At 38.9% G+C, this 20,073-nt stretch carries 13 protein-coding genes, 5 pseudogenes and 1 other annotated feature; of the genes and pseudogenes, 9 read left to right on the top strand and 9 right to left on the bottom strand.

Annotated elements, in window-relative coordinates; all coding sequences use genetic code 11:
• Together PAE54_RS11045 and PAE54_RS11040 are read right to left on the bottom strand one after the other, a co-directional pair.
• Positions 1 to 476 (bottom strand): annotated as a pseudogene (locus tag PAE54_RS11045) (transposase family protein); the annotation flags it as partial.
• Positions 85 to 201, bottom strand: a sequence feature (AL1L pseudoknot). It overlaps the preceding pseudogene by 117 nt.
• A gap of 49 nt (positions 477 to 525) precedes the next feature.
• Positions 526 to 750 (bottom strand): annotated as a pseudogene (locus PAE54_RS11040) (GTP-binding protein); the annotation flags it as partial.
• A gap of 461 nt (positions 751 to 1,211) precedes the next feature.
• On the opposite strand from PAE54_RS11040, the gene PAE54_RS11035 reads away from it, so the two are divergent.
• Positions 1,212 to 2,138, top strand: a complete 927-nt coding sequence (locus PAE54_RS11035; RefSeq protein ID WP_326519479.1) for a LysR family transcriptional regulator — start codon at positions 1,212 to 1,214, stop codon at positions 2,136 to 2,138.
• A 95-nt stretch (positions 2,139 to 2,233) separates the two neighbouring features.
• Here the strand turns inward: PAE54_RS11035 and nudC are convergent, their stop codons facing one another.
• Positions 2,234 to 3,007: an NAD(+) diphosphatase gene (gene nudC, locus PAE54_RS11030; RefSeq protein ID WP_326519478.1), complete on the bottom strand. Its 774-nt coding sequence runs from the start codon at positions 3,005 to 3,007 to the stop codon at positions 2,234 to 2,236.
• Between the two features lie 377 nt (positions 3,008 to 3,384).
• On the opposite strand from nudC, the gene PAE54_RS11025 reads away from it, so the two are divergent.
• Complete coding sequence (locus tag PAE54_RS11025) at positions 3,385 to 3,786, top strand: hypothetical protein (RefSeq protein ID WP_326519477.1); 402 nt, start codon at positions 3,385 to 3,387, stop codon at positions 3,784 to 3,786.
• Between the two features lie 718 nt (positions 3,787 to 4,504).
• On the opposite strand, the gene PAE54_RS11020 is transcribed toward PAE54_RS11025, so the two are convergent.
• Together PAE54_RS11020 and PAE54_RS11015 are read right to left on the bottom strand one after the other, a co-directional pair.
• The gene (locus PAE54_RS11020) at positions 4,505 to 5,416 is read right to left on the bottom strand and encodes a ParB/RepB/Spo0J family partition protein (protein WP_326519476.1); all 912 of its coding nucleotides are present in this window, start codon (positions 5,414 to 5,416) and stop codon (positions 4,505 to 4,507) included.
• A 12-nt stretch (positions 5,417 to 5,428) separates the two neighbouring features.
• Positions 5,429 to 6,208 (bottom strand): ParA family protein, encoded by a 780-nt coding sequence (locus PAE54_RS11015; RefSeq protein ID WP_326519480.1) that lies wholly within the window; start codon positions 6,206 to 6,208, stop codon positions 5,429 to 5,431.
• Between the two features lie 1,466 nt (positions 6,209 to 7,674).
• Between PAE54_RS11015 and PAE54_RS11010 the strand changes: the two genes are divergently transcribed.
• Positions 7,675 to 8,847: a replication initiation protein gene (locus PAE54_RS11010; RefSeq protein WP_326519475.1), complete on the top strand. Its 1,173-nt coding sequence runs from the start codon at positions 7,675 to 7,677 to the stop codon at positions 8,845 to 8,847.
• A 48-nt stretch (positions 8,848 to 8,895) separates the two neighbouring features.
• Here the strand turns inward: PAE54_RS11010 and PAE54_RS12455 are convergent, their stop codons facing one another.
• From PAE54_RS12455 to PAE54_RS10995, 4 genes and pseudogenes are all read right to left on the bottom strand, one after another.
• On the bottom strand, positions 8,896 to 9,087 hold the full coding sequence (locus PAE54_RS12455; protein WP_442784399.1) for an integrase core domain-containing protein: 192 nt from the start codon (positions 9,085 to 9,087) through the stop codon (positions 8,896 to 8,898).
• A 78-nt stretch (positions 9,088 to 9,165) separates the two neighbouring features.
• Positions 9,166 to 9,399, bottom strand: a pseudogene (locus PAE54_RS11005) (DDE-type integrase/transposase/recombinase); the annotation flags it as partial.
• A 12-nt stretch (positions 9,400 to 9,411) separates the two neighbouring features.
• Positions 9,412 to 9,654 carry an IS3 family transposase gene (locus tag PAE54_RS11000; RefSeq protein ID WP_326519474.1) on the bottom strand — a complete coding sequence of 81 codons (243 nt, stop codon included), beginning with the start codon at positions 9,652 to 9,654 and terminating at the stop codon, positions 9,412 to 9,414.
• Between the two features lie 318 nt (positions 9,655 to 9,972).
• A pseudogene (locus PAE54_RS10995) lies at positions 9,973 to 10,659 on the bottom strand (IS4 family transposase); the annotation flags it as partial.
• Here PAE54_RS10995 and PAE54_RS10990 point away from each other — a divergent pair.
• The 6 genes and pseudogenes from PAE54_RS10990 to PAE54_RS10965 all read left to right on the top strand — a co-directional run bounded on the left by PAE54_RS10990 (position 10,642) and on the right by PAE54_RS10965 (position 19,949).
• Entirely contained in the window at positions 10,642 to 10,779 is a 138-nt protein-coding gene (locus PAE54_RS10990; protein ID WP_326519481.1) for a hypothetical protein, read from the top strand. The pseudogene PAE54_RS10995 and the gene PAE54_RS10990 sit on opposite strands and share 18 nt — an antisense overlap.
• A gap of 23 nt (positions 10,780 to 10,802) precedes the next feature.
• Positions 10,803 to 11,069 (top strand): annotated as a pseudogene (locus PAE54_RS10985) (DDE-type integrase/transposase/recombinase); the annotation flags it as partial.
• Between the two features lie 780 nt (positions 11,070 to 11,849).
• Positions 11,850 to 12,110, top strand: a complete 261-nt coding sequence (locus PAE54_RS10980) for a hypothetical protein (protein WP_326519473.1) — start codon at positions 11,850 to 11,852, stop codon at positions 12,108 to 12,110.
• A 17-nt stretch (positions 12,111 to 12,127) separates the two neighbouring features.
• Positions 12,128 to 14,623, top strand: a complete 2,496-nt coding sequence (locus PAE54_RS10975; protein ID WP_326519472.1) for a hypothetical protein — start codon at positions 12,128 to 12,130, stop codon at positions 14,621 to 14,623.
• Positions 14,610 to 18,383, top strand: a complete 3,774-nt coding sequence (locus tag PAE54_RS10970; RefSeq protein ID WP_326519471.1) for a site-specific integrase — start codon at positions 14,610 to 14,612, stop codon at positions 18,381 to 18,383. Before PAE54_RS10975 ends, PAE54_RS10970 begins: the two co-directional genes overlap by 14 nt.
• A 333-nt stretch (positions 18,384 to 18,716) precedes the next feature.
• On the top strand, positions 18,717 to 19,949 hold the full coding sequence (locus PAE54_RS10965) for an ATP-binding protein (protein ID WP_326519470.1): 1,233 nt from the start codon (positions 18,717 to 18,719) through the stop codon (positions 19,947 to 19,949).
• Positions 19,950 to 20,073 lie beyond the last annotated feature (124 nt).

Raw genomic sequence — 20,073 nt, 5'->3', positions numbered from 1 at the left:
TTCAGCATGATGCAAGTCATGTAAATCTCGCTTCGCTCGATGTTCTGGATTGTCCGCGAGATCTAAAGTTCGGTAATAGGTTGAAGCTGCGATCGGTAAAATCCTACAAATCGCATCAACACCATATAAGTCTTTATTGTTATGGATGAAATCCACCATTATTTGTGTGGGCGGTCGAGCTCCGCCTGGGCGAAAAAAGCAGCTGCTTTACGTAGAATTTCATTGGCACGCTTTAATTCTTTGATTTCACGTTCCATCTGCTTCATTTTTTCTTGATCTGATGCCTGTTGTACTTTGATAGGATTTTGTTGATCGAGATGTTTTAAATACCAAACACGCAGTGTTTCAGGAGTACAACCTATCTTGGGAGCAATAGCAGTGATTGCAGCCCAATTCGATGGATAATCTTTTTCGGATTCAATCAATAATTGAACCGCTCTATCTCGGATTTCAGGGGTATATTTTGGTTTTGTCATCGGGACATTCTCTCAAGAAAGTTGGTCTCCGACAAACCCGGTACGGTTCACGTTCTTGACCAGGTGTACCGTACAATCCAATCTTGGTTTCTTCATCAAGAATAATTTCACCATAATCAATTCCGACAGTAGTCAGATATTTGCTATGTGCATCTATATCCGTGTTTATGGCTTCTGTTTCAATTACAGGAATGTCGGATAACATTTTAATGGCTTCAGACTTTCCTGCCCCCATAGTTCCACCGAAAACAATTTTATGTTGTTGTAAAAGCATAAATCTTAATCTCTCAATATGACCTACGAGTGGAAATAACAGTTGATTTGTCCATCGATGATATTTTTTACTTTTAGAGTCTCTTGTGACTTAGATCGCTTCTTTCAGTAATTTAAAAACCATCCCTATACCTTAGTGTTATGTGTTCAAAACATTCAACTTGTCGATCCATCCTAGTAGTAAAGTTCAAATCAATCAGCGAAAATTGCACTCATCATTGAGGTTACAGATCCTAAGTTCCTTATGAAAATAGCTATCATGATTTTCTTGATTTAACAGACGTAAAATCAGACCGTACAATTGTGAGAATGATTTTAAGATATTCTCGCCCCAAACAAATCTAAGCACTTATGGATACTTAACAACCACTTATCATGAACTTAATCGTTTGACACTTTTATATTTTATAAAAAATCTTAGTATATGGGAAATCCATACTATTTATGTCGGGTATAATACAGATGGATTCCCATCCACTTCGTCAATTTGATTTAAATCTTTTAGTTTCACTACACACTTTGTTGGAATACAAGAATGTTACGCATGCAGCGCAAGCAATGCATTTAAGTCAACCTGCGGTCTCTGCACAATTATCTAAACTTAGAACTCTATTCAACGATCCTTTATTAATCCCTTCGTACGATGGTAAAGGCATGGTACTTACAGATCGTGCAACGGCTTTAATTATCCCTTTAAAAGGATTGATAGACCATTTGTATTGCATTAACTATACAGAACAAAATTTTGATCCACGTACTGATGAATGTACTTTTAAAATTGCCGTAAATGACAATGCTTCAATTAGTATTATTAGTCCTTTAATCAAATTTATTAATCAACTGCGTAATAACAAATTAAAAATTGAATTCGTTGTCTGCTGTCAAGATATGATTAAACAGCGACTAGAACAAAATGAAATCGACTTACTTATCGATTTGGAAAAAAATGTACCTGAAAATTTTCCAAGTCGGCTATTGATCGATGATGATTTCGTTTTATGCTTTGGTCAGACACACGCCTTGTCAAAAAAACAAAATCTGACAGTTGATGAATATTGTGCACTTGAACACATTACTGTAAGCAGTAACGAAATTAATTTCATCAAATATACAGATCAGACACTTTATGAATTAGGTTATAAACGTCATATCAGACATAATATTTCTCATTATTTGCTAGCAATTGAGTGTTTACAAAATACTGATTATGTCTGTCTTTTACCTCGTCATATCGCTCAAAGAGCGTACTTTGATTTGAATTTTTTAGAACTACCTTTTCAAACTGCACGTTACCGTTTGAGAATGGTTTGGCATTCTAAAAATCATAATAATCCAGCAACTGTGTGGTTAAGACATGAAATCTCCAAATTAATATGCTTAGATCAATAGGAAGATAACTGAAGTGACTCGTTTCTCCTAGTCAGAAGTCTTGAAGAGAATGATTCAAACTTACATCATAGCGCTCAAGACAACAGAGCTGACTTTTATAGCCATTCGTTAGTGTCATCAGCAACTGAAGTGCCGTGCATGACATGCATGATCATGGCGTGCGCGATACTTCCCTTAAATGGAATTTCCGGTAACTGATCAAACTTGAAAAACTGGGCATCACTCAGTTCATGCGCTTCAATCTGAATATCACCCGCATGATATTCTGCCTTAAAGGCCAACATCAGGTTGCTTGGAAATGGCCAGGGTTGACTGGCCAGGTATTGGATATTTTTGACCTGCAGGCCTACCTCTTCCCGAATCTCGCGTCGTACTGCATCTTCCAGCGTTTCCCCCACTTCGACAAACCCGGCAATCAGAGTATACATCTGGTTTTTAGTCCGGGTATGTTTCGCCAGCAGAATTTCATCTTTGCCCCGAGTAACAATGGTAATCACACAAGGATTGATACGCGGATACTGGCTATAGCCACAGGAAGGGCATACCATTGAATATTGAGTTGCATGCTGCTCAGTTGGATGACCGCAATAACTGCAATAGCGGTGATTACGTCGCCATCCCAACAATTGCACAGCACGGCACGCTTCTTCAAATTGTGGTCGACTCCAAACTTGAACCAGCTGGCGGATCTGGACTAATTGATAGCCTTCCGGCACCGGCTCATCCTCTTGCAGATCACGTGCAATCACTTCTCCATTTTCTAACAGGTTCAGGTCATTCTGAACTCTTTCAACGAGTGGCAACTGAAAATCATGATCCACTAATAATTGCTGCTGTCTAAAGATGTACGCTTTGGAGTGCATAGTCATACAGATACCCTAATAAAAAAATCCCATACAGCGGATGTATGGGATAAAGCTAAGGAAGCTCACATGGAGTAACTTCAATCCAAATACTAAGTAGATACAAGGATAATTTCAATAATAATATTTTTTATCAGATTGATAAATATCACATAAATTTCACCATTATTATGAAACAGCTAGTCTTGGTGAAATTTAGTCAGTAACCAATATTGTTGCACAAATCTTTCCATAAGGTTTCATTCAGCAATATAATTCTCTTATGAATAAGCCTGCACCTACAATCTATCGTAGAGCCAATTGCCTATCTTGCATCCGAACAGATCAAGGCATCACAGCATCAGTATGCATTAATCGTTCATGACTGGTCTCAACAGCAATATGTGAACCACAGTAATAAAATTCAGCGCCTTCAAAGAATCCATCAATACGTTTCAGGCTATGAATTACAAACTAGCCTACTTTTCGATGCGTCATCAGGATTCCCGATTGCGCCATTAGATCAGACGCCAACAGATGCACCGGCTATTATTTCCATATTCAGTGAACAATACGGTGAGCGCAAGTCCCATTTCGACTCACTCGCAGAACAAATAAAAACGATTGAACAGTATCCGATTGAGAAAAAAAAAGTTCATATTATTAATCGCGAAGGTGACTCAATTGCCAATTTGAGGGAGATGAGTATTAATGGCTTTAAATGGCTGATTCTGGCCAAAGAAGGCGATCGGTGGTTTAAACATCAGGGTGAGATATGCAAAGTGACAGAAGCCACAGAAAAATAGCAACTCAGCAGGTAAAGTCCATTTCTTATAAAGCAATCAGTATATGCTTCATATTAGGGAAACCGATATACGGATAACCCGTGCTGTAAAATCTAAGCAAAAAGCCTATTCAGGCCAAAGGGTTGCTCCCCAGCGAGGTAATGCGATTGAAGCGAGATTAGTCGTTGCAATTATTAAAGATGATCAGGTTAAAACAGTCGCAAGTTAGTCCTTAACCAGCAATGCTGCATCAGAGATCTATGCGATAGAATTAAGTACTTGGTATTACTAGTGCTGGACGATTGAATGCCATTTTCAAGCTATTCAATCAGGCAGGACATTTAAGCATGGTTTCGGACTTCACCTGAAGCGATTTTAAGGTGGCTCCTGAAGTAGTATGGGATGTCTGTTGATTTTTCGAATACGGCATTCTGAAGATAAAAAAATCTAAAAATCCGTACATTTCTGGCCCGTCTTTCAGGTAGGCAGAGCAGTAAAGAGACAAGTTAAAAAGTACGCTTGCCTTATTGGTAGGACTTTCGATTTTACTGAATACTCTTCAACTGCTCTCAGAATATTCAATAGATGAATTGAATGAAATCGCCACAATTGCATCAGTTACCTAAAAAAACTGTAGATTATTATGTCCTTTATATCGGAGAGGATGGCAATCAATTCTTAGGCTATTTATAAGTTTTAACTGAGTTAGCCTGTTATTTTAAATAAGTGTAGCAAGTTGCTACACTTGTTTTCCAGACATCAAAATCTTCTTTAAAAGTTCATCGAGTTCTTTCAAATGTTGCTCATTTAAGTCACTGACTTTGAGAGAAATCTTTAAGTTGTCATGATTAAATTTAATATTACCTGCAACCTTACCTTCATACTCAATTTTATGAACTAATGATGTTGTGACTGGCTTATCAGACTCTTTTGTCTTTAAAAATTTTTCTGCTAAAGCTGTTAGTTTAGTTTGCTCAACTTCTTTTTTTAGTAATTTATTCCAGGCTTTTAATAATGCTTCTTCAGCTTGTTTAGCTATCTCTACATGATCCGCTAAATATTTCTTAATTGAAGTTGCTGCTGTACGAGCAATCAAGGTGGGCTGTTCATTCAAATCATTGATTAACTGAGCAGGGAGTTTTTCGAAGGAAAGATATTTATACATATCTTCTCGATTCATACCTAAAGATTTTGCCAATTTTTGTTTGTTTTTTTTAAGACTTTCATCTAAGGAATTTAATCCAATAAAAATTTCATAATCAGTTAGATCTTCACGTTTTAAGTTTTCTGCTAACGTTAATAATGCAACTTCTTCATCAGTTGCATCAATTAAAATAACTTCAATTGTCGATCGTTTAAGGAACTGATGAGCTTTAAGACGACGTTCACCAGCAATTAATTCATATTTTTCGCCAACACGACGAACAGCAATAGGTTGTAATAAACCTACTGCCTCTATAGATAAGGCAAGCTCTTCAATTTGTTCTTGATCGAAAATTCTGCGTGGTTGATTTGGACTTGGATGAATATCAGAAATTAGAACATTACGTCTTAACTCTTTGACATCTTTAACGTGCTCTTTCTGTGCTAACTGATGCTTTTGAGTATTTTGCTGTAAACGTTGTGCTAATAATTCTTTATTACTTACCATTTTTTTTCTAACTCAGTCTGCTACACATTGTACAATTTCTTTCGCTAATTTTTCAAAAGCTTTACGAACTTTTGAATTCTTATCTAAAGAAGATAGGGGTTGTTTCATTATCGCAGCCTGATTTACCTTTGTACTAGAAGGAATCTCAGTATTCAGTAACTTGCCTACCTGGTTTTTAGCTTCCTCTTTTATTAACTTAGAAACGTTATGACGTTCTTCATGTTTAATTAATAAAGCCCCTAATAATTGCAGTTCAGGATTAACACGTCGAATTTTAGTTAAATGATTAATTAAATCTGTTACCCCGTACAACCCGTACTGTGAGCCAGATTCAATTGGAATAATAACGTGTGTAGCAGCGGCCAATGCATTACTAGTTAGTAATTTCAAACTTGGTGGACAATCAATCAAAATAAAATCATATAAATCTTTAAGATATTCTAATTTGATCGCCAATTCTTCTGACGGTCTAGGAGCATCATCTTTTAATTGGTCTTCTGTTTTTCCTAGATTTAGGGAACCATAAATTAAAGAAACATTTTCGAAGTTTGTCTTCTCTTCTAAAGCTTCCATTAGTAGGCTAACATCTCCAATCAATAATTCGGCAGAAGTAGTTTCTATTTCACTTGGATGCTTAGAACCAATATGTAAACTTGCATTTGCTTGAGGATCCAAATCAATAACTAGTGTTTTGTACCCTAAATTTGCAAGTTCCGCAGCTAAGTGGACAATCGTAGTTGTTTTTCCACATCCGCCTTTGTGATTTGCAACTGCAATGATTTTTGTTGACATATTTGTCATCGTAATCCTAACTAGATTTAATCAAATATAGTTAAAATTATTGAAACTTACTACTGATTATTTGGACAAATTTAAATTCATTATCTATTTTTTCAGAAAAAACAAAACAAAATTAATATTTATGAAATTATGCTAGCTAATTAATAATTAGTATTAATTTACTTAATTAGTCAATTATATTTAAGTATAGTTTTTTACTATAAAAAACATAAACTTAATAAATTTAAAGTGGAATGTTTGTCATCAAAAAGTGGAATTTTTGTCATCAAAAAGTGGAATGTTTGTCACTAAAAAGTGGAATGTTTGTCACTAAAAAGTGGAATGTTTGTCACTAAAAAGTGGAATGTTTGTCACTATGGTGGAAGATATGTCACGAACTTTTTATTTTTTTAAATAAAATTTATAAAAATACTTAAATAATAGTTAGTTATATTGTGGATAAACTATAGTTTTATTTCTTTTTAGGTGGAAGGAATGTCAGCAATTATTGAGGGATTGTGGATAAGTTTGTTTGTCTATTTTTTGTTCTTTATCATGATATGGATTTGTAATGAATTATTCATGAGTGGAAAGCTTGTCACTACTGGTGGAAGACTTGTCATTGTTGTTGGAAGTCTATCATTCGTAAGTGATCAAGTGGTAGCAACCCCAGTTAATGTGTTTTGGGACGTGCATAGTTAATTAGTGGAAGATTTGTCATCACAAAGTGAAAAAAATAAGATTTTGCACTTTTTTGTGGGGGTGTATATTCGTTTTTGATCTAAAACACAATTTTGGCATCTTTTCAAATCTAACAATAGTTTCTTAGAGTTTAATATTGATTGTTTTCATACAAGAATAAGATGTTTATCTTTAAAGTGGAAGGTTTGTCACTTAAAAGTGAATTTATTAAGTTTTTTCACTTTAATCTGATGTTAATAAAAAATCGTACTAAAAGTGGAAGGTTTGTCATTGGTAGGAATAAATGGAACTTTTGCCCTGTTGAATTATGAAGTTCTAAAGCATGACTGTAGTGCAGCACATAAGTTGTTCTTAAAGTGGAAGATTTTTCATCAATCATCAAAAAAATGAAATATAGGCAAACAGGAAATATAAACTATCTTTATGATTTTATAATTGTTTTTTAGATATTTTAGGTCATTAAGTGTGATTTATCTTAAAGTGGAAGGTTTGTCATCCATTTTATAAGAGTTAAATAGCCTAAGTTATTCTGATAAATTAAACTCATCTAATCAAATCAGAACTATAAATGAAATTTTGATTATTTTTTAAGTCTAAAGTGGAAATCTTGTCACTATAAGGTGAATGAAATAAATCTAATCCACTCTAAGTTTTTTTTTTAATCATTTCTAACTTAAAAATTGTGCAAAATGAGCAATAAATAATATATAAGTGAAAAATTGAAATATTTTTCACTTTTGAGTATAACTATCGTAGGTCCACTAAATGAATTGTCCATGAAAACTGTAGACGAAAGCGAAGATCTTGAATATTTGCCTTATTGCATCGGTAATATCCGCCATAACGGGGTTGTAAGCACTAGTAACCGTTTAATTCGTCCTATTGAGCTATCTTCAAATGAATATAAAGCGTTGCTGTATGCTATGGCTGTAGCTAATTATGGCGAAAAGAATAACCAAGATAAAGAAATTACCGAACAAACTTATATCTATTTACACAAACATGATTTAGGTGAATTGCTAGGATTAGATAAGAAAAATTCGATTAATGTTGCTATTGATCGTATCTACAAAGAACTATCTTCCCGTGTTGCACATTTTGTTATTGAAGAAGCTACAGAGGAAAATAAGAAAAAAGTAAAGAAGGTACACTCTGTTGTTCCCATTATCCGTGAGTTACGTTGGGAGGATGATGCAAAGAATGCTCTTCAAATTCGTTTTACTAGTGAGGTTCTGCCCTATTTTACGCGTTTGGCAAGTGGTAATTTTACGACTTATCAATTAAAACATTTATTCGCGCTTGAATCTGTAGCAAGTATGAGTTTGTATTCCTTTTTTATTAAAAATGAATACAAATTTAATCAACAATCTTGTTATGAAGTAGAACTTAGCTTAGAAAATCTGCGTACATTGATTGATATAAGTGAGGCTAAATATGATCGCTGGGTAGACTTTAGGCGTTATGTTTTAGATAAAATAATTAATGAAATTAATTCATTTACAGAATTAAATTTAGAATATGAAACTATTAAAAAAGGTCGTCCAGTTGTAGGGGTGCTTTTTAAGGTTACAAGTAAGATAAATTCCGAACAAAAAACTATATCGTTAAAAAACAAAACAAAAATTTACTTAGATGTGCCATTTACTGAAAATAATTTAGTCAAAGAGCTTGGTGCAAAATTCGATGTGGATATGCGGGCTTGGTACATATTTAATGATGATAAAAACATTCATAGTTTTAAAAAATGGTTCAAGGTCGAAGGATGTTTGACTGACTCGCAAGCAAATGCAATTGTGAACGATATTCTATTCCAAATGGATTTCGCAGATTCAGGGGTTTCTATGGAAGAGTTTAAACGGTCCATGAAAGCTAAATTGAAGAAAGATCCAGGATTTGTTGCTACACATCGAGTACGTTTAAATGAGATTTTTGGGAAGGAAATTGTGTAGTGTAGCAAGTTGCTACACATCCTATTTTTATGTCTTTAATTATGTGTATTAGCCTCGGTAAAAACGGACAGTTAACTTGCTAATTTTAGCGATAGAAATTCCCGAGGGGGATTTCATTTTTAATCCACTATGCGGATGATTGCAATTGTAATCTTCCATCCATAGCGGCAAAGCTTTCATTACTGTTTCAGCATTAGGCAGATCATTCAAATAAACGTAATCCCATTTAAATGTCTTCACAAATGCTTCTCACATCCCGTTACTCTGTGGACTTCTAATCGGTGTGGTACAGATCCGAAAGCCAAGCGTATGCGCAAATTACCGGGTCGATTTGACAATATAACAACTGCCATTATCTGTCAGCCATTCAATTGGATGAGGTAAATAACTGACCGCACCAAAGCGTTTTTCCATGCTCTGTACCAGTACATCACATACCATGTCACTACTGATGCCCGTGGTTGTTGCAAGATAACTCATGACTTCCCGATCACAGCAATCCAGACTAAAAATCACCTGCACTTTCTCGCCATTCCAGCACTTGATCTCAAAGCCATCCGAACATCAGCGGCTGTTTGAAGTGGATACAACAACCTGACCGTCATGCGTCCGGTCATTCTTTAATGACTCGGCCCGTGTGAGAAGTAACTGATTCTGCTTCATAATCCGGTAGATACGTTTAGGGTTGACCCGGGCAAGTTTCATCACATGCTGTTTCAGATAACGGTTTAAATGTGCGGTCACACGCCGATATCTATTGCTCGGCCGTTGATCACAGATCTCCCGAATGATGGGTAATAAAACCATAACATCAGCCTTACAGTATCGTAAACGAGAAGCAGCTTCTGGCTGCTTCAGTTGCCGATAGAGATTTGATCTCGACACCCCTAAGGTCAGAGCTATTTGTTGTGTTGGGTATCGTCGGGCGGTAATAAGGGCATGTGCGATATGTACTTTTTTGCCTGAGCAATCTCTAAGGCATCTTTGAGAATTTCAGCTTCTACAGTTTTGCTGCCCAGCATTTGCTCCAGCTGTTAGACCTTTTTCAAGAGAGCATTATAGTCAGACACACTAACAACTTGATCGTTAGCTTCCACGGCAGTGACTTCACCATCCTGCATAAGTCTTGATCACTTCACTTTTCAGATTCTTGCGCTCCGGAATCAGCCAGTGACGACCTTTGCCTTGCATCGAGAGTGAAAGCAATAAGTCCGCACTCCAAAAACCCTTGTCAAACAAGGTGACCGAATTATCGGGAATCTGGCTGAGGAACTTTGAAGCTAAAGGAATCTCGCCCCGGCGATAGGGACTGATCTGCGCATCGACTAGTATATGCGAGCGCACATTCATCAGTGCAACGAGCCGTAGCATCGGAAATGGCATCTGGCGCTGTGTGGAAGTATTGCCTGAGCCAAAGTGCTCGCGAAGATCGGTCGTATCGTGGGTTCTGAACAACGCACCATCAACCGAAAAAATCTGAAGCCCCTGCCATTGATCACCTGGATAACGCTCGTGTCCCCAGTGTTGACCTGTCTGGCAAAATAGCCACTCCACAGGATCAGCACCAAGACGTTTACGGGCTTCAGTCACCCCACTGCGCGCCAGCAGATCAAGAGGGGCCAGTCCATGAGCGCAAGTATTCAGTCTTCTTGCCACTTCATGGACAGGCTCATCACGAAAAATTGCCATCCCGAGAACCAGCCAGAGTACCTGATCTGCAGGCAGGCACCGCCTGCGGATAGTAGCAGACCTGCTCAACCTGAGCGCGGATTCAACCCACTCAATGGGTATGTTGTGAGTAAAGGTACTCAGATCCGAGAAGTTAAACAGACCGTTGAGGTCGAGAAGATCCTGCTGAAAAACCATAAAAAATCCGATGCCAAACCTGACACCGGATTCTCTACTAAACTCTGCGATGCTTCAAATGATTAAGTGAAGAGCATTGCAAATATGAACGTGCTTTCTCACTGTTAAAACAGGATGGAAAATGTCCACCATACATTGAGCATAGGCAGGTTAAGTACAAAAAACTTGATCGAATGTGAGCATCGCAAGATAAAATGGATCATGAAGGCCACGTTGGGATTCAAATCTACGAAGATGGCTTATGCCACAATTAAAGGTATTGAGGTCATGCGTGCACTACATAAAGGACAAACATCGTCATTTTTTATGGTCAGCCTCAGGGTGAAGTGTGTCTAATCAACAGGGTTTTCGGTCTATATGCACTTTTTGAAGGGAAGATCATTAAATCAAATTTCTATTTGCAACAGTGCCAGAACTAGTTGTGTGCTGGCTCACTACGCACTGGTCAGCATATAGCTAACATCATGATTTTGATTCAGTCAGAAAAATGAATGGGTTGAATCCCTATATCTGTTTAAGTGATGAACTGAACAGGCTGCCGACAGATTAAGTTAGCCAAATAGAATTACTGCCATACCGCTGGAAAACTAACTCAAGTTCTAAAATAGCTGTGAGACTCAGAGAGTGTGTACAATTCCAATTTACTTTTGACTTAGTATCTTCCTACAAAATTTGAGACGAGACACATGATTTTCTGCCCAATTTAAATTTCTTTACTGCTATATAAGAGCAAGGGCACTGACTCATCTTTTAAAAAGTTTGATCCACTTAATTTTCTTAATAACATTAGTCATGTTTTTTGAAATTGTATATGCAAATTTCATGGGTAATAACATAATTAGGGGGATATATTGCAGAATATTATAGATCTTAAGATTTTAAGACATTGAATAATTTGATTATTGTTTTTATTCACTAAAATACAAAAAGATTAAATAAAAAATATGATATAAAAGTTTGTATGTTAATTTTTGGTCATTTTCGATATGCTCTTTGGCCAGTCAGCAAGCAACACTGCCCTTTTTCTTTATCAGTTTGTTCTTCCTTTCGTGAGCAAAACTTCAAAAATGCTCAGGTTAAAGCAGCATGTGGGGAGCCTGATTAAACAAGAGCCACGCAATCATAAGGGCAAACAGATGGAATTTAAAAAACTCTACGTGAAGATATGGAAGCAGATTCTGGAGATATTAAAAACTGACAATGCCGTGCGTGCATCTGTACATTACATGCCACAACTGCAGCTGATCCGTGAGCTTGACATCTATATTGATCCAGAAGTGCAGGCTGAAGTTTTTGCTCATTCGGGATCACTCAGCGCATATTTTTTGACGACGTTTTTTAACTTGCGCAATGAGGATGTCAAAAAACAAGTCAAAGAAATCCTGAAGAAAAATTGAATTGTGAGTCATGAAACGTGACAAAAGTACGATCTTTAGAAAGCTATTTGCAATCTCATCGCACTGCTGTGTTGCAAGACTATGCGGAATTGAATGCAGCAGATCTAAACCGGAGTGAGCAATTGCGGATCAATGTTGCGATCCTTTTTTTGCAACTGCAGCAAACGGTGACGTCCACACAATTTTCTGGATTACATGTAGAGGATGTGCGCCAAATCGCGCAATTGAAAGCAAATGCAGCTGAGGTTTACACCTCGATTGTGAGCGCCCGGCAATTAGGCAAAGATTATCTATTTGCGGCGTTCACTTATTTTGCTGCTCATGTTTCTGAAAAACTGGATGAAACCGGCTATTTGCTCTTGCGGGTCAGTTATTTCTTTTACACGCAATATCATGCAATGTGTCGGTTAGAGGATTCTGACGCCAAGCAAAAAGAAATCTGTGATTTGTTGCGCTATATTTGCAAACCGCTTGTTGAGTCTGATCTGCAACAGAAAGAGGAAAGCAGTGAGAAAAGCGACAGTAGACGATTACTGCAATGCTGTTTAGATTTTATGCTCAATCGGGCGCAGTTGAATGGGTCAATTTATGAGAATTGGACGAGGTTTATTCAGGATTTTTCCTTAACAGAGAGTAAATTTTCCAACTACTTGCGTGCATTGACCATCATTTTTAAACGTCTGGCTGACCAAAGAATCGTACATCGAAAAATCAAAAAGAAAACACGAAGAAAGCGAATATTGCAAAGAATAAAAGCTAAAAAATTAAAACTGAAAAACCCAAGACCTAAAAAGCTTAAACCTGTACCGGATTGGCCCTCGCAGGCAGAAGTTGAAGAGAAGTACCCGTCGAAGGATGAGATCACTTTATCTGATTTGCCTGCTGATATCACGTTTGATCCAGGGATCGTCATAGATGAAGAGGACGAGATCGATGTGATTGAACAAGGTTGGGAGATTCACACCACCGATCCGGGAACTGGTCGTTTTTTCAGAGTCATAAATGAGTCTACGACACATATAGTCCGACATCGTCAGCGTCGCTTACAGCCTCTGGTGACCAATCCTTATTATATGAGTCAGGATGTGATCCAGCATCTATTTTACCAGTTGAATGGCGAATTAGACAGCCAAGCTCCGGACAACGCTGCCATGGCTGCGGCCTGTTTGCTCAGTCTGAGCACTGGCTTATCACCTGTTGCTCTCCTTAACTATGAACAGCTGATCGAAGAGGGAGTCTTGCTAAAAACTGGAAGTGCCAAGCAGCCGGAATATCGGGTGAAACTGTATCTCGCGATTACCCAGCAGAAAATCGAAAGTTTAAAGCCTTATCAGTTGAATCATAGCATGTCTCATGAGCTCTATCTGTCCAGCAGCTGGTTTGAATATCTGCATTTTCGTCGTACTGCGGTTGTGACGGTGCAAGAGGTCAATCAATATCTGAAAAAATGCACAGCTAGACAACAGCTTGGTTCAATCACAGTCGAAAAGTTACAGGCACAGCTTTACTTCCATGTTTTTCATCACACGTTTAATGAATTTATTGCACATGTGCTGTCAGGCAAAGACAGTTCTCATAATCTTCCCGGCAGTTTTTACGGGGGAGTTGCAAAGAAGCAGTTGAATGAGAAATATCAGATTTATCTGAATACGCTCTGCAGACCAGACACGGAAGCCGAAATAAAGATCGTCGAGCAGCAGTTTGAAAGCTCGAGTGAAGCGGATACCATCCGGTTGGGTAGTCAATTGGCTCTGACCCCGGATTTTGTTGCTGATTTCTTCCAGCGGCTGCACAACGTCTGTCATGAGAAAATTCAGTTGCATCAGCACCTGATCGAGCGGATCAACGCCTACAGTTTGTGGATGTGGCATATCAGCTTGTTATGTCTAACACGACGTCCGCAAGAACATTTGCTGGGGGAGTTCAGTGCTTATGATCTGGATTTAAAACTGTTGTATGTGAATGATAAAAAAAATAGCCAATCCCGTAAGGAAGGACGTTTTATTCCGTTAGCGAAGTTTTTTACTCAGTCTTTCAACCAGTATCTCGATTTCTTAAACAGTGTGGTCAGCCACTATGCTGACTTACTGAAATTTGTCTTCAAGAAAAATATGACCCTTGAGGATTTGTTTGGCAAGGTGATTGTCTATCCGGAAACCCTGCCGGTGACGGCTCAAGCATGGTCCAGTCCTAAAATCAGGATCAAGTCCCTAAGCCGTGCCTGGGTGAATGAGGAGTTGCCCCGGTATTTCTCAGCGCCTATTTACAGTAACTGGCTGCGTCATTTTGCAATGAACATGCTGATGGATCAAGGGGTAGCGTTTAATGTGATACAGGCCCTGTACGGCCATGACCAACGCGATCAGGAGCTGTTTTATCGCTATTCCTCAGCCTCCTTGTATCAGTATATGCGCCATGTCAGTCAAGGCATCGATGAGATGATCAAGACACTGCACGTTGAGCATTTATCCAGCCCGATGCCAGAAAAGGATAAAAAACATGACAAAGCATGATCTGATTGCTGCACATATTGGCGAGCAAGTTGAATCGACTTTTCAACAGATATTACAGGTGATTGCAGAGCATAAAAAAAGTACGCCGAAGATTGATGACAGGGTTGAGCAAATCTGGTTGGATTTTCAGGCAGAGCTGAAGGATTTTTTTAAGAAAAACAAGCTTACAACAGCCACACTCAGAGCCCCTTATCTACAACAGAGTGAAGCCTATTTTTTTCAGCATAAAGAGGATTACCTGAGCGAGTCAAAAGAGGCTTATCCGATCAAGATCAAGTCCCTCATATATGAAAATATCAGCCAGCGAGTCGACGCGACTTTCCAACAGATGTTGCAGGTGATTGCCAAACATCATGGTAATACGCTTGAGATCGATACCGAAATTGAGCAAATTTGGGCTGATTTTCAGGAAAAACTCAATGCATTTTTAAAGGAAAAAAAGATAGCAACGGTCGCGCTGAGAGCCCCTTATGTACAGTGGGCTGAAGACTGTTTGATCAAGCGTAAAGAGGCCTATGAGAGTGCATCGGAAGATGCTTATCTGATTAAGATTCCCTCAACAATTTACCACCAGATTACTCAGCAAGTGGGCTTTATTTTTCAACAGATGACGCAGGTCATTGCAGGACAGAAGGACAGCCAGCAGGAGATCGATGACAAGATTGCCCGAATCTGGGCGAATTTCGCCAAAGGACAGGAGACTTTCTTAAGGAAAAAAAACTTCACGACTCGTACCAAGCGCAAACCGTATATCAGACACAGTGAAGCCTGTTTTTTAGCCTGTTTAGAACAGTATCAGAAAGAGGAACAAGAGCCTTATCCGATTAAGCTGCGTCCCACGACTATTTTTTCTGATCCGCCACCTCGGCAGATTCTCAGCACTGAAGCCAGGCTGCGGTTGGGACAGCAGCATTTTCATATTGCCAGAGGGTTAAAGGCGTATTGGCGCAGCGATGCACCGCAGAGGCCAACAGCACAACAGTGCTGGGGTCATCTGTATTTAAGCCTAATTTATTGTTCGGGCTGTAGTGATCTCAGTCAACTGGTCGCCATCGGCAATCGCGTGTTGGAGAAGTGCAATCCATTGTCGGGATATTCGACACTCTATCGAAGTGACTATAAAAAAATTACCAATCCTCTGGTTCTCAGTTACCGCATGCAACACCGCTATTACGGCAATGAAATTGAAGGCAAGAGGATTTATCAGTGGCGGCATGTCTGGTTCAATCCTTATGCACAACTGTTTTTACACCTCCTTAGACAGCAAGCAGAGGATCTGCAACCGCAACATCCGCGTGAGGTGCTGGAAGCGATTCTGAGTGTATTTGAGAATTTGCAAAAACAGCTCAAGGTATCTGAACAGATTGCGGCATTAAAAAAAATATTGCGATGCAAGGATCAGGAACTCATTGAGATGACTGCACTAAAACCCTTTCAGCATGTCAATCTGGCGCTGGAAATCCACCCAGACTTGAGTCTGGATATGTGTTTAAGTGAAGTGTTACAGAATCACCTGAAAACCGTGTCTTTAACTGCAACAGACCAAGGTGTAGCCTGGTTCAATACGTTGAGGTCAACGGATGATCTTGCCAAATTAAAACATGAGATCCTACCGTTAGAGACTGAAAAAGCCAAACCGGTGGCCATCACGGCACATCAGCAACTGAAAGAGCTTCCATTTGAGTTCGAGTTTTTTGAACAAGAGCGAGACCAGGCAGAGCAAAATCAGCAAAGCCAAAGACAACGCAATCAGCAGCAGTTCAAGCAATGGCGCAATATTCAAACCCGGTTGCAGGAAAAGAAGGCAGCCTTAGAGGGTGACAATTACAAAGAAAGCAATCTGATTGAAGCGCAGTTAAGACTATTGGACTGGATCTTTGAGCTTCAAGAGAAGGGTAAAGCTTTGAGTAGCATCAAGCGTTATCTGAGCAGTTTCGCGAAAGACTATTTCTTTCATATCTATATGTATGACGATGACCTTGAACAGATGAATGCGGAGTACTATGAGCAATTGTATGCCTCCATCCTGAACGGCATCGATGAACGTGCGGAAGCACAGCGTGAATACACAGACACTCGCACTCAGGGACGGGCACAGTATGCCTTTGGACGACTGAAAGCCTTTCATGCCTTTTGTCAGAAAAAATATAAGGGGGCTGTGCCAGCGGTCAACAGCTTTCAATACAATGATTTTCAACGTATCCAGTTCTGCCAGGCCAAGCACATCAGTCCGCAGCTGTTTAATCAATTAAAACAACGTGTCATCCAGAAAATTGAGGCCTGTTCAACTGAAAAAGAAAAAGTCTATCTCCGGCTGTTGCTGCTAATGTACGTCCTGACTTATCGGTTAGGATGTCGCCTCAATGAAATCCGGGGACTGACTCTGGGTGAAATCATTTGTCCTCAACTGCGGTGGAAAGACGATCCACTCAACCAAACAGTCGCCATTCGCATCATCTTGAGAAACAATGTCTATCGACGACTAAAAAGCCAAAATGCAAAACGTCAACTCGATTTGAACGCGGTATTGCTTGATGATGAACTACAAGCGGTGAAACGGTATCTGCTTCATTGTTTTCAGCAGCCGAATAATAAAGAGGCGAACAAGCAGCTTATTTTTGAGATCGGTGGAGAAATCCTGAGTGAGATGTATATCACACAAATGACCCGACTGTTGTTTGATGAAATCATCGGTCAAGATCATGGCTATACGTTCCACAGTTTCCGCCATAGTGCCGCTAATCATTTGGCAATCGCCTGGTTGGGGTCCAAAGAAATGGTGATGACCTATACCGACTACAGTTGGCAGCAGGCCAAGTCCATGCGTAACCATCTGTTCGGCGAACAGGCGATCAGGCATGAAGCGGTGATTCAACATAAATGGCGTTTGCTGGCAGATTGGATGGGGCATAGCTCTATTGAACAAACAGCCTCTCACTACCTGCATACCCTGGATCTGCTGGCGATTGATCGAATTTACAATACCCCTTGTGTGGTTCATCCTTCTGTGCTGAACAGGCATTTCGATCGTGAAGAAACTGAAGCAGTGGATCTGAATCGCGACCGCCAACACCGAAAGTGTTTTGAACATGATCAACGGGTGTTGGGCATTGAACAGAAGGTACAACCGTATCCGATGCCCAAAATGCAATTCGAGCTGAAGCCATTATCCTACAAGGTCATCTGCCAGTATCTCAGTACCCATCAAGATGCAGAGATCAAAGCGCCTCATACAACGGATAATCTACATATTTGGGTCAAGCGTGCGCTTTGGCTTGCTGCAAAATGGCAGGTCCCTCGATTTAGTCAACCAGAATGGAATCTGGACCGTACGGTATCGACCGACAAACAGCACTTAACTGACCTTTATGACAAGCAGATCAAAAGCCAGGTAAAGCCAAAGATCCTACAGCCACTTACCGCGTTAAAAGATCTTTTAAAAGAGCAGAAAGCCCTGTCCGCATTAGCTGTGTTGATTCAGCATGGAAAACTCAGAAGAAACCAGTTTTGTTTTCAATGTCGTTTTGATGCCCAGCAAAAGCCAAAAATGGATTGGGAAATACAGGATTTTATCGAGGGGATTCAGCTGTTGTTACCTGAAGATGTGGAGTTGCAGTGCGATAACTATCCGGTTGATCTCACGCAAAAAAGTCGTGAGATTCACGTGCGTTTTATGGATCAAGAAAGCAAGAAAAATATCACGTTCTTCCTTGCATTTGATCTGCTACTGGAAGCTGTTCAACATTCCTTGTGGGAATAGCCTAAGCATATATCGTTCATTTTAAGGGGCCCAGACCTTTGCTTCGCAAATCAAATTTTGACAGAGTAAAGGCCTAGGAATCTGCGAATTTGATTCCTTATCTGTAATCATAATTTCAATGACTTTGTCTTAAAAATCTTTTGAGTATCTTATGCTTTTATTGTTCTGCATTTTTGAGTATGTTGCTATAGCTTCTCTAAACGGCTATAACAGCAGTTTAGAATTTTAAATGTTTCACTTGGACTATAAAATTTTTAAAAAATTAAATATTTTTACACTCTATATCTAAACTTTGATAAAATTAAGAAAAACTTTAGAGTTTAAGTGCAAACAATGAGAAAAACTAATGTTCGACGTGACACCTACTTAAAATTTCTGCATACATGGCAAAACCGTGATGTCATTAAAGTGCTTTCTGGTGTACGTCGCTCTGGAAAATCCACCTTGCTGGCGATGTTTCAACAAGACCTAAAAACACAGGATGTACAAGACGAAAACATCATTGCCATCAACTTTGAATTTATGGAATTTGAAGAACTCACCGATTACCGAAAACTACATGATTATGTACTGTCCAAAGTTGATAAAAGCAAGAAAAACTATGTTTTTTTAGATGAAATACAACATGTTATAAATTTTGAAAAAGTCGTCGACTCTTTATATGTTCGGGATTATATCGATTTATATATTACAGGATCAAATGCATTCTTTCTAAGTGGAGAACTTGCGACTTTACTCACAGGACGCTATATCGAGCAACATGTTTTACCTCTGTCATTCCAAGAGTTTAAACAGTGGCATATTGAAAATAATCCGATCATCCAACAATTATCCAATCGTGATTTGTACGCCATGTACACGCGCAGTAGTTTTCCCTATACGCTTGCTATGACCAGTCAGCAGGAAACCTATGATTACTTGCAAGCAGTCTATGCCAGTGTAATGTTTAAAGATGTTATTCCACGTTTGAATACTGCCGATATTAACTCTCTCGAGCGTGTCGCTAGATACTTGGCAAGCGTGACAGGCTCACCGATCTCTATCAATAAAATTAAAAATACCTTTGTTTCAAGTGGGGTTAAAATCTCATTTGAAACAGTAAAACGCTATATTCAGGGCTTACAAGATAGTTTGCTATTCTATAGCGCAGCACAATTTAAAGTACGTGGGCGTGAGTTATTACAATCCTCTGAAAAATACTACTTGGTTGATGTGGGATTGCGCCGGATTATGTTGCCTGATGCTAATGCTGATCAAGGTCATATCTTAGAAAATGTGATTTATCTTGAGCTTGTCAGACGAGGCTATACGGTCTATGTAGGGCGGGTTGATGAATATGAAATTGATTTTGTTGCTGTCGATACTTTACAAAATTTAACTTATTATCAGGTGGCATTAGAAACTCTCAATGAAGAAACACTAACCCGAGAGTTACGTCCATTACAGAAAATTTCTGATTCTTATCCCAAGTATTTACTTACCTTAGACACGATAGGGACGGAAGCCAATTATAATGGTATTGTAAAAATGAACGCTCTTGATTGGTTGCTGTCTGAAAATAAGTAAAGTGGAGTGTCGTCATCGATAATCCAATTTATCGATCAAATTCGTAAGTGCTAATCAGCGTGCAAAACTGACCAGAAATCTGGGAAAAACAGCGTCCAATTTTGACCACCCCAGATGTTATGTA

This window comes from Acinetobacter minutum, assembly GCF_035916735.1.
Lineage (GTDB): Bacteria > Pseudomonadota > Gammaproteobacteria > Pseudomonadales > Moraxellaceae > Acinetobacter.
This window is presented reverse-complemented; position numbering and strand designations above follow the sequence as displayed.

Coding starts and splice junctions, on each gene's coding strand:
- PAE54_RS11035 (WP_326519479.1), top strand. CDS start 1,212: ATGGATTCCCATCCACTTCGTCAATTTGATTTAAATCTTTTAGTTTCA.
- nudC (WP_326519478.1), bottom strand. CDS start 3,007: ATGACTATGCACTCCAAAGCGTACATCTTTAGACAGCAGCAATTATTA.
- PAE54_RS11020 (WP_326519476.1), bottom strand. CDS start 5,416: ATGGTAAGTAATAAAGAATTATTAGCACAACGTTTACAGCAAAATACT.
- PAE54_RS11015 (WP_326519480.1), bottom strand. CDS start 6,208: ATGTCAACAAAAATCATTGCAGTTGCAAATCACAAAGGCGGATGTGGA.
- PAE54_RS11010 (WP_326519475.1), top strand. CDS start 7,675: ATGAAAACTGTAGACGAAAGCGAAGATCTTGAATATTTGCCTTATTGC.
- PAE54_RS11000 (WP_326519474.1), bottom strand. CDS start 9,654: ATGGTTTTATTACCCATCATTCGGGAGATCTGTGATCAACGGCCGAGC.
- PAE54_RS10980 (WP_326519473.1), top strand. CDS start 11,850: ATGGAATTTAAAAAACTCTACGTGAAGATATGGAAGCAGATTCTGGAG.
- PAE54_RS10970 (WP_326519471.1), top strand. CDS start 14,610: ATGACAAAGCATGATCTGATTGCTGCACATATTGGCGAGCAAGTTGAA.
- PAE54_RS10965 (WP_326519470.1), top strand. CDS start 18,717: ATGAGAAAAACTAATGTTCGACGTGACACCTACTTAAAATTTCTGCAT.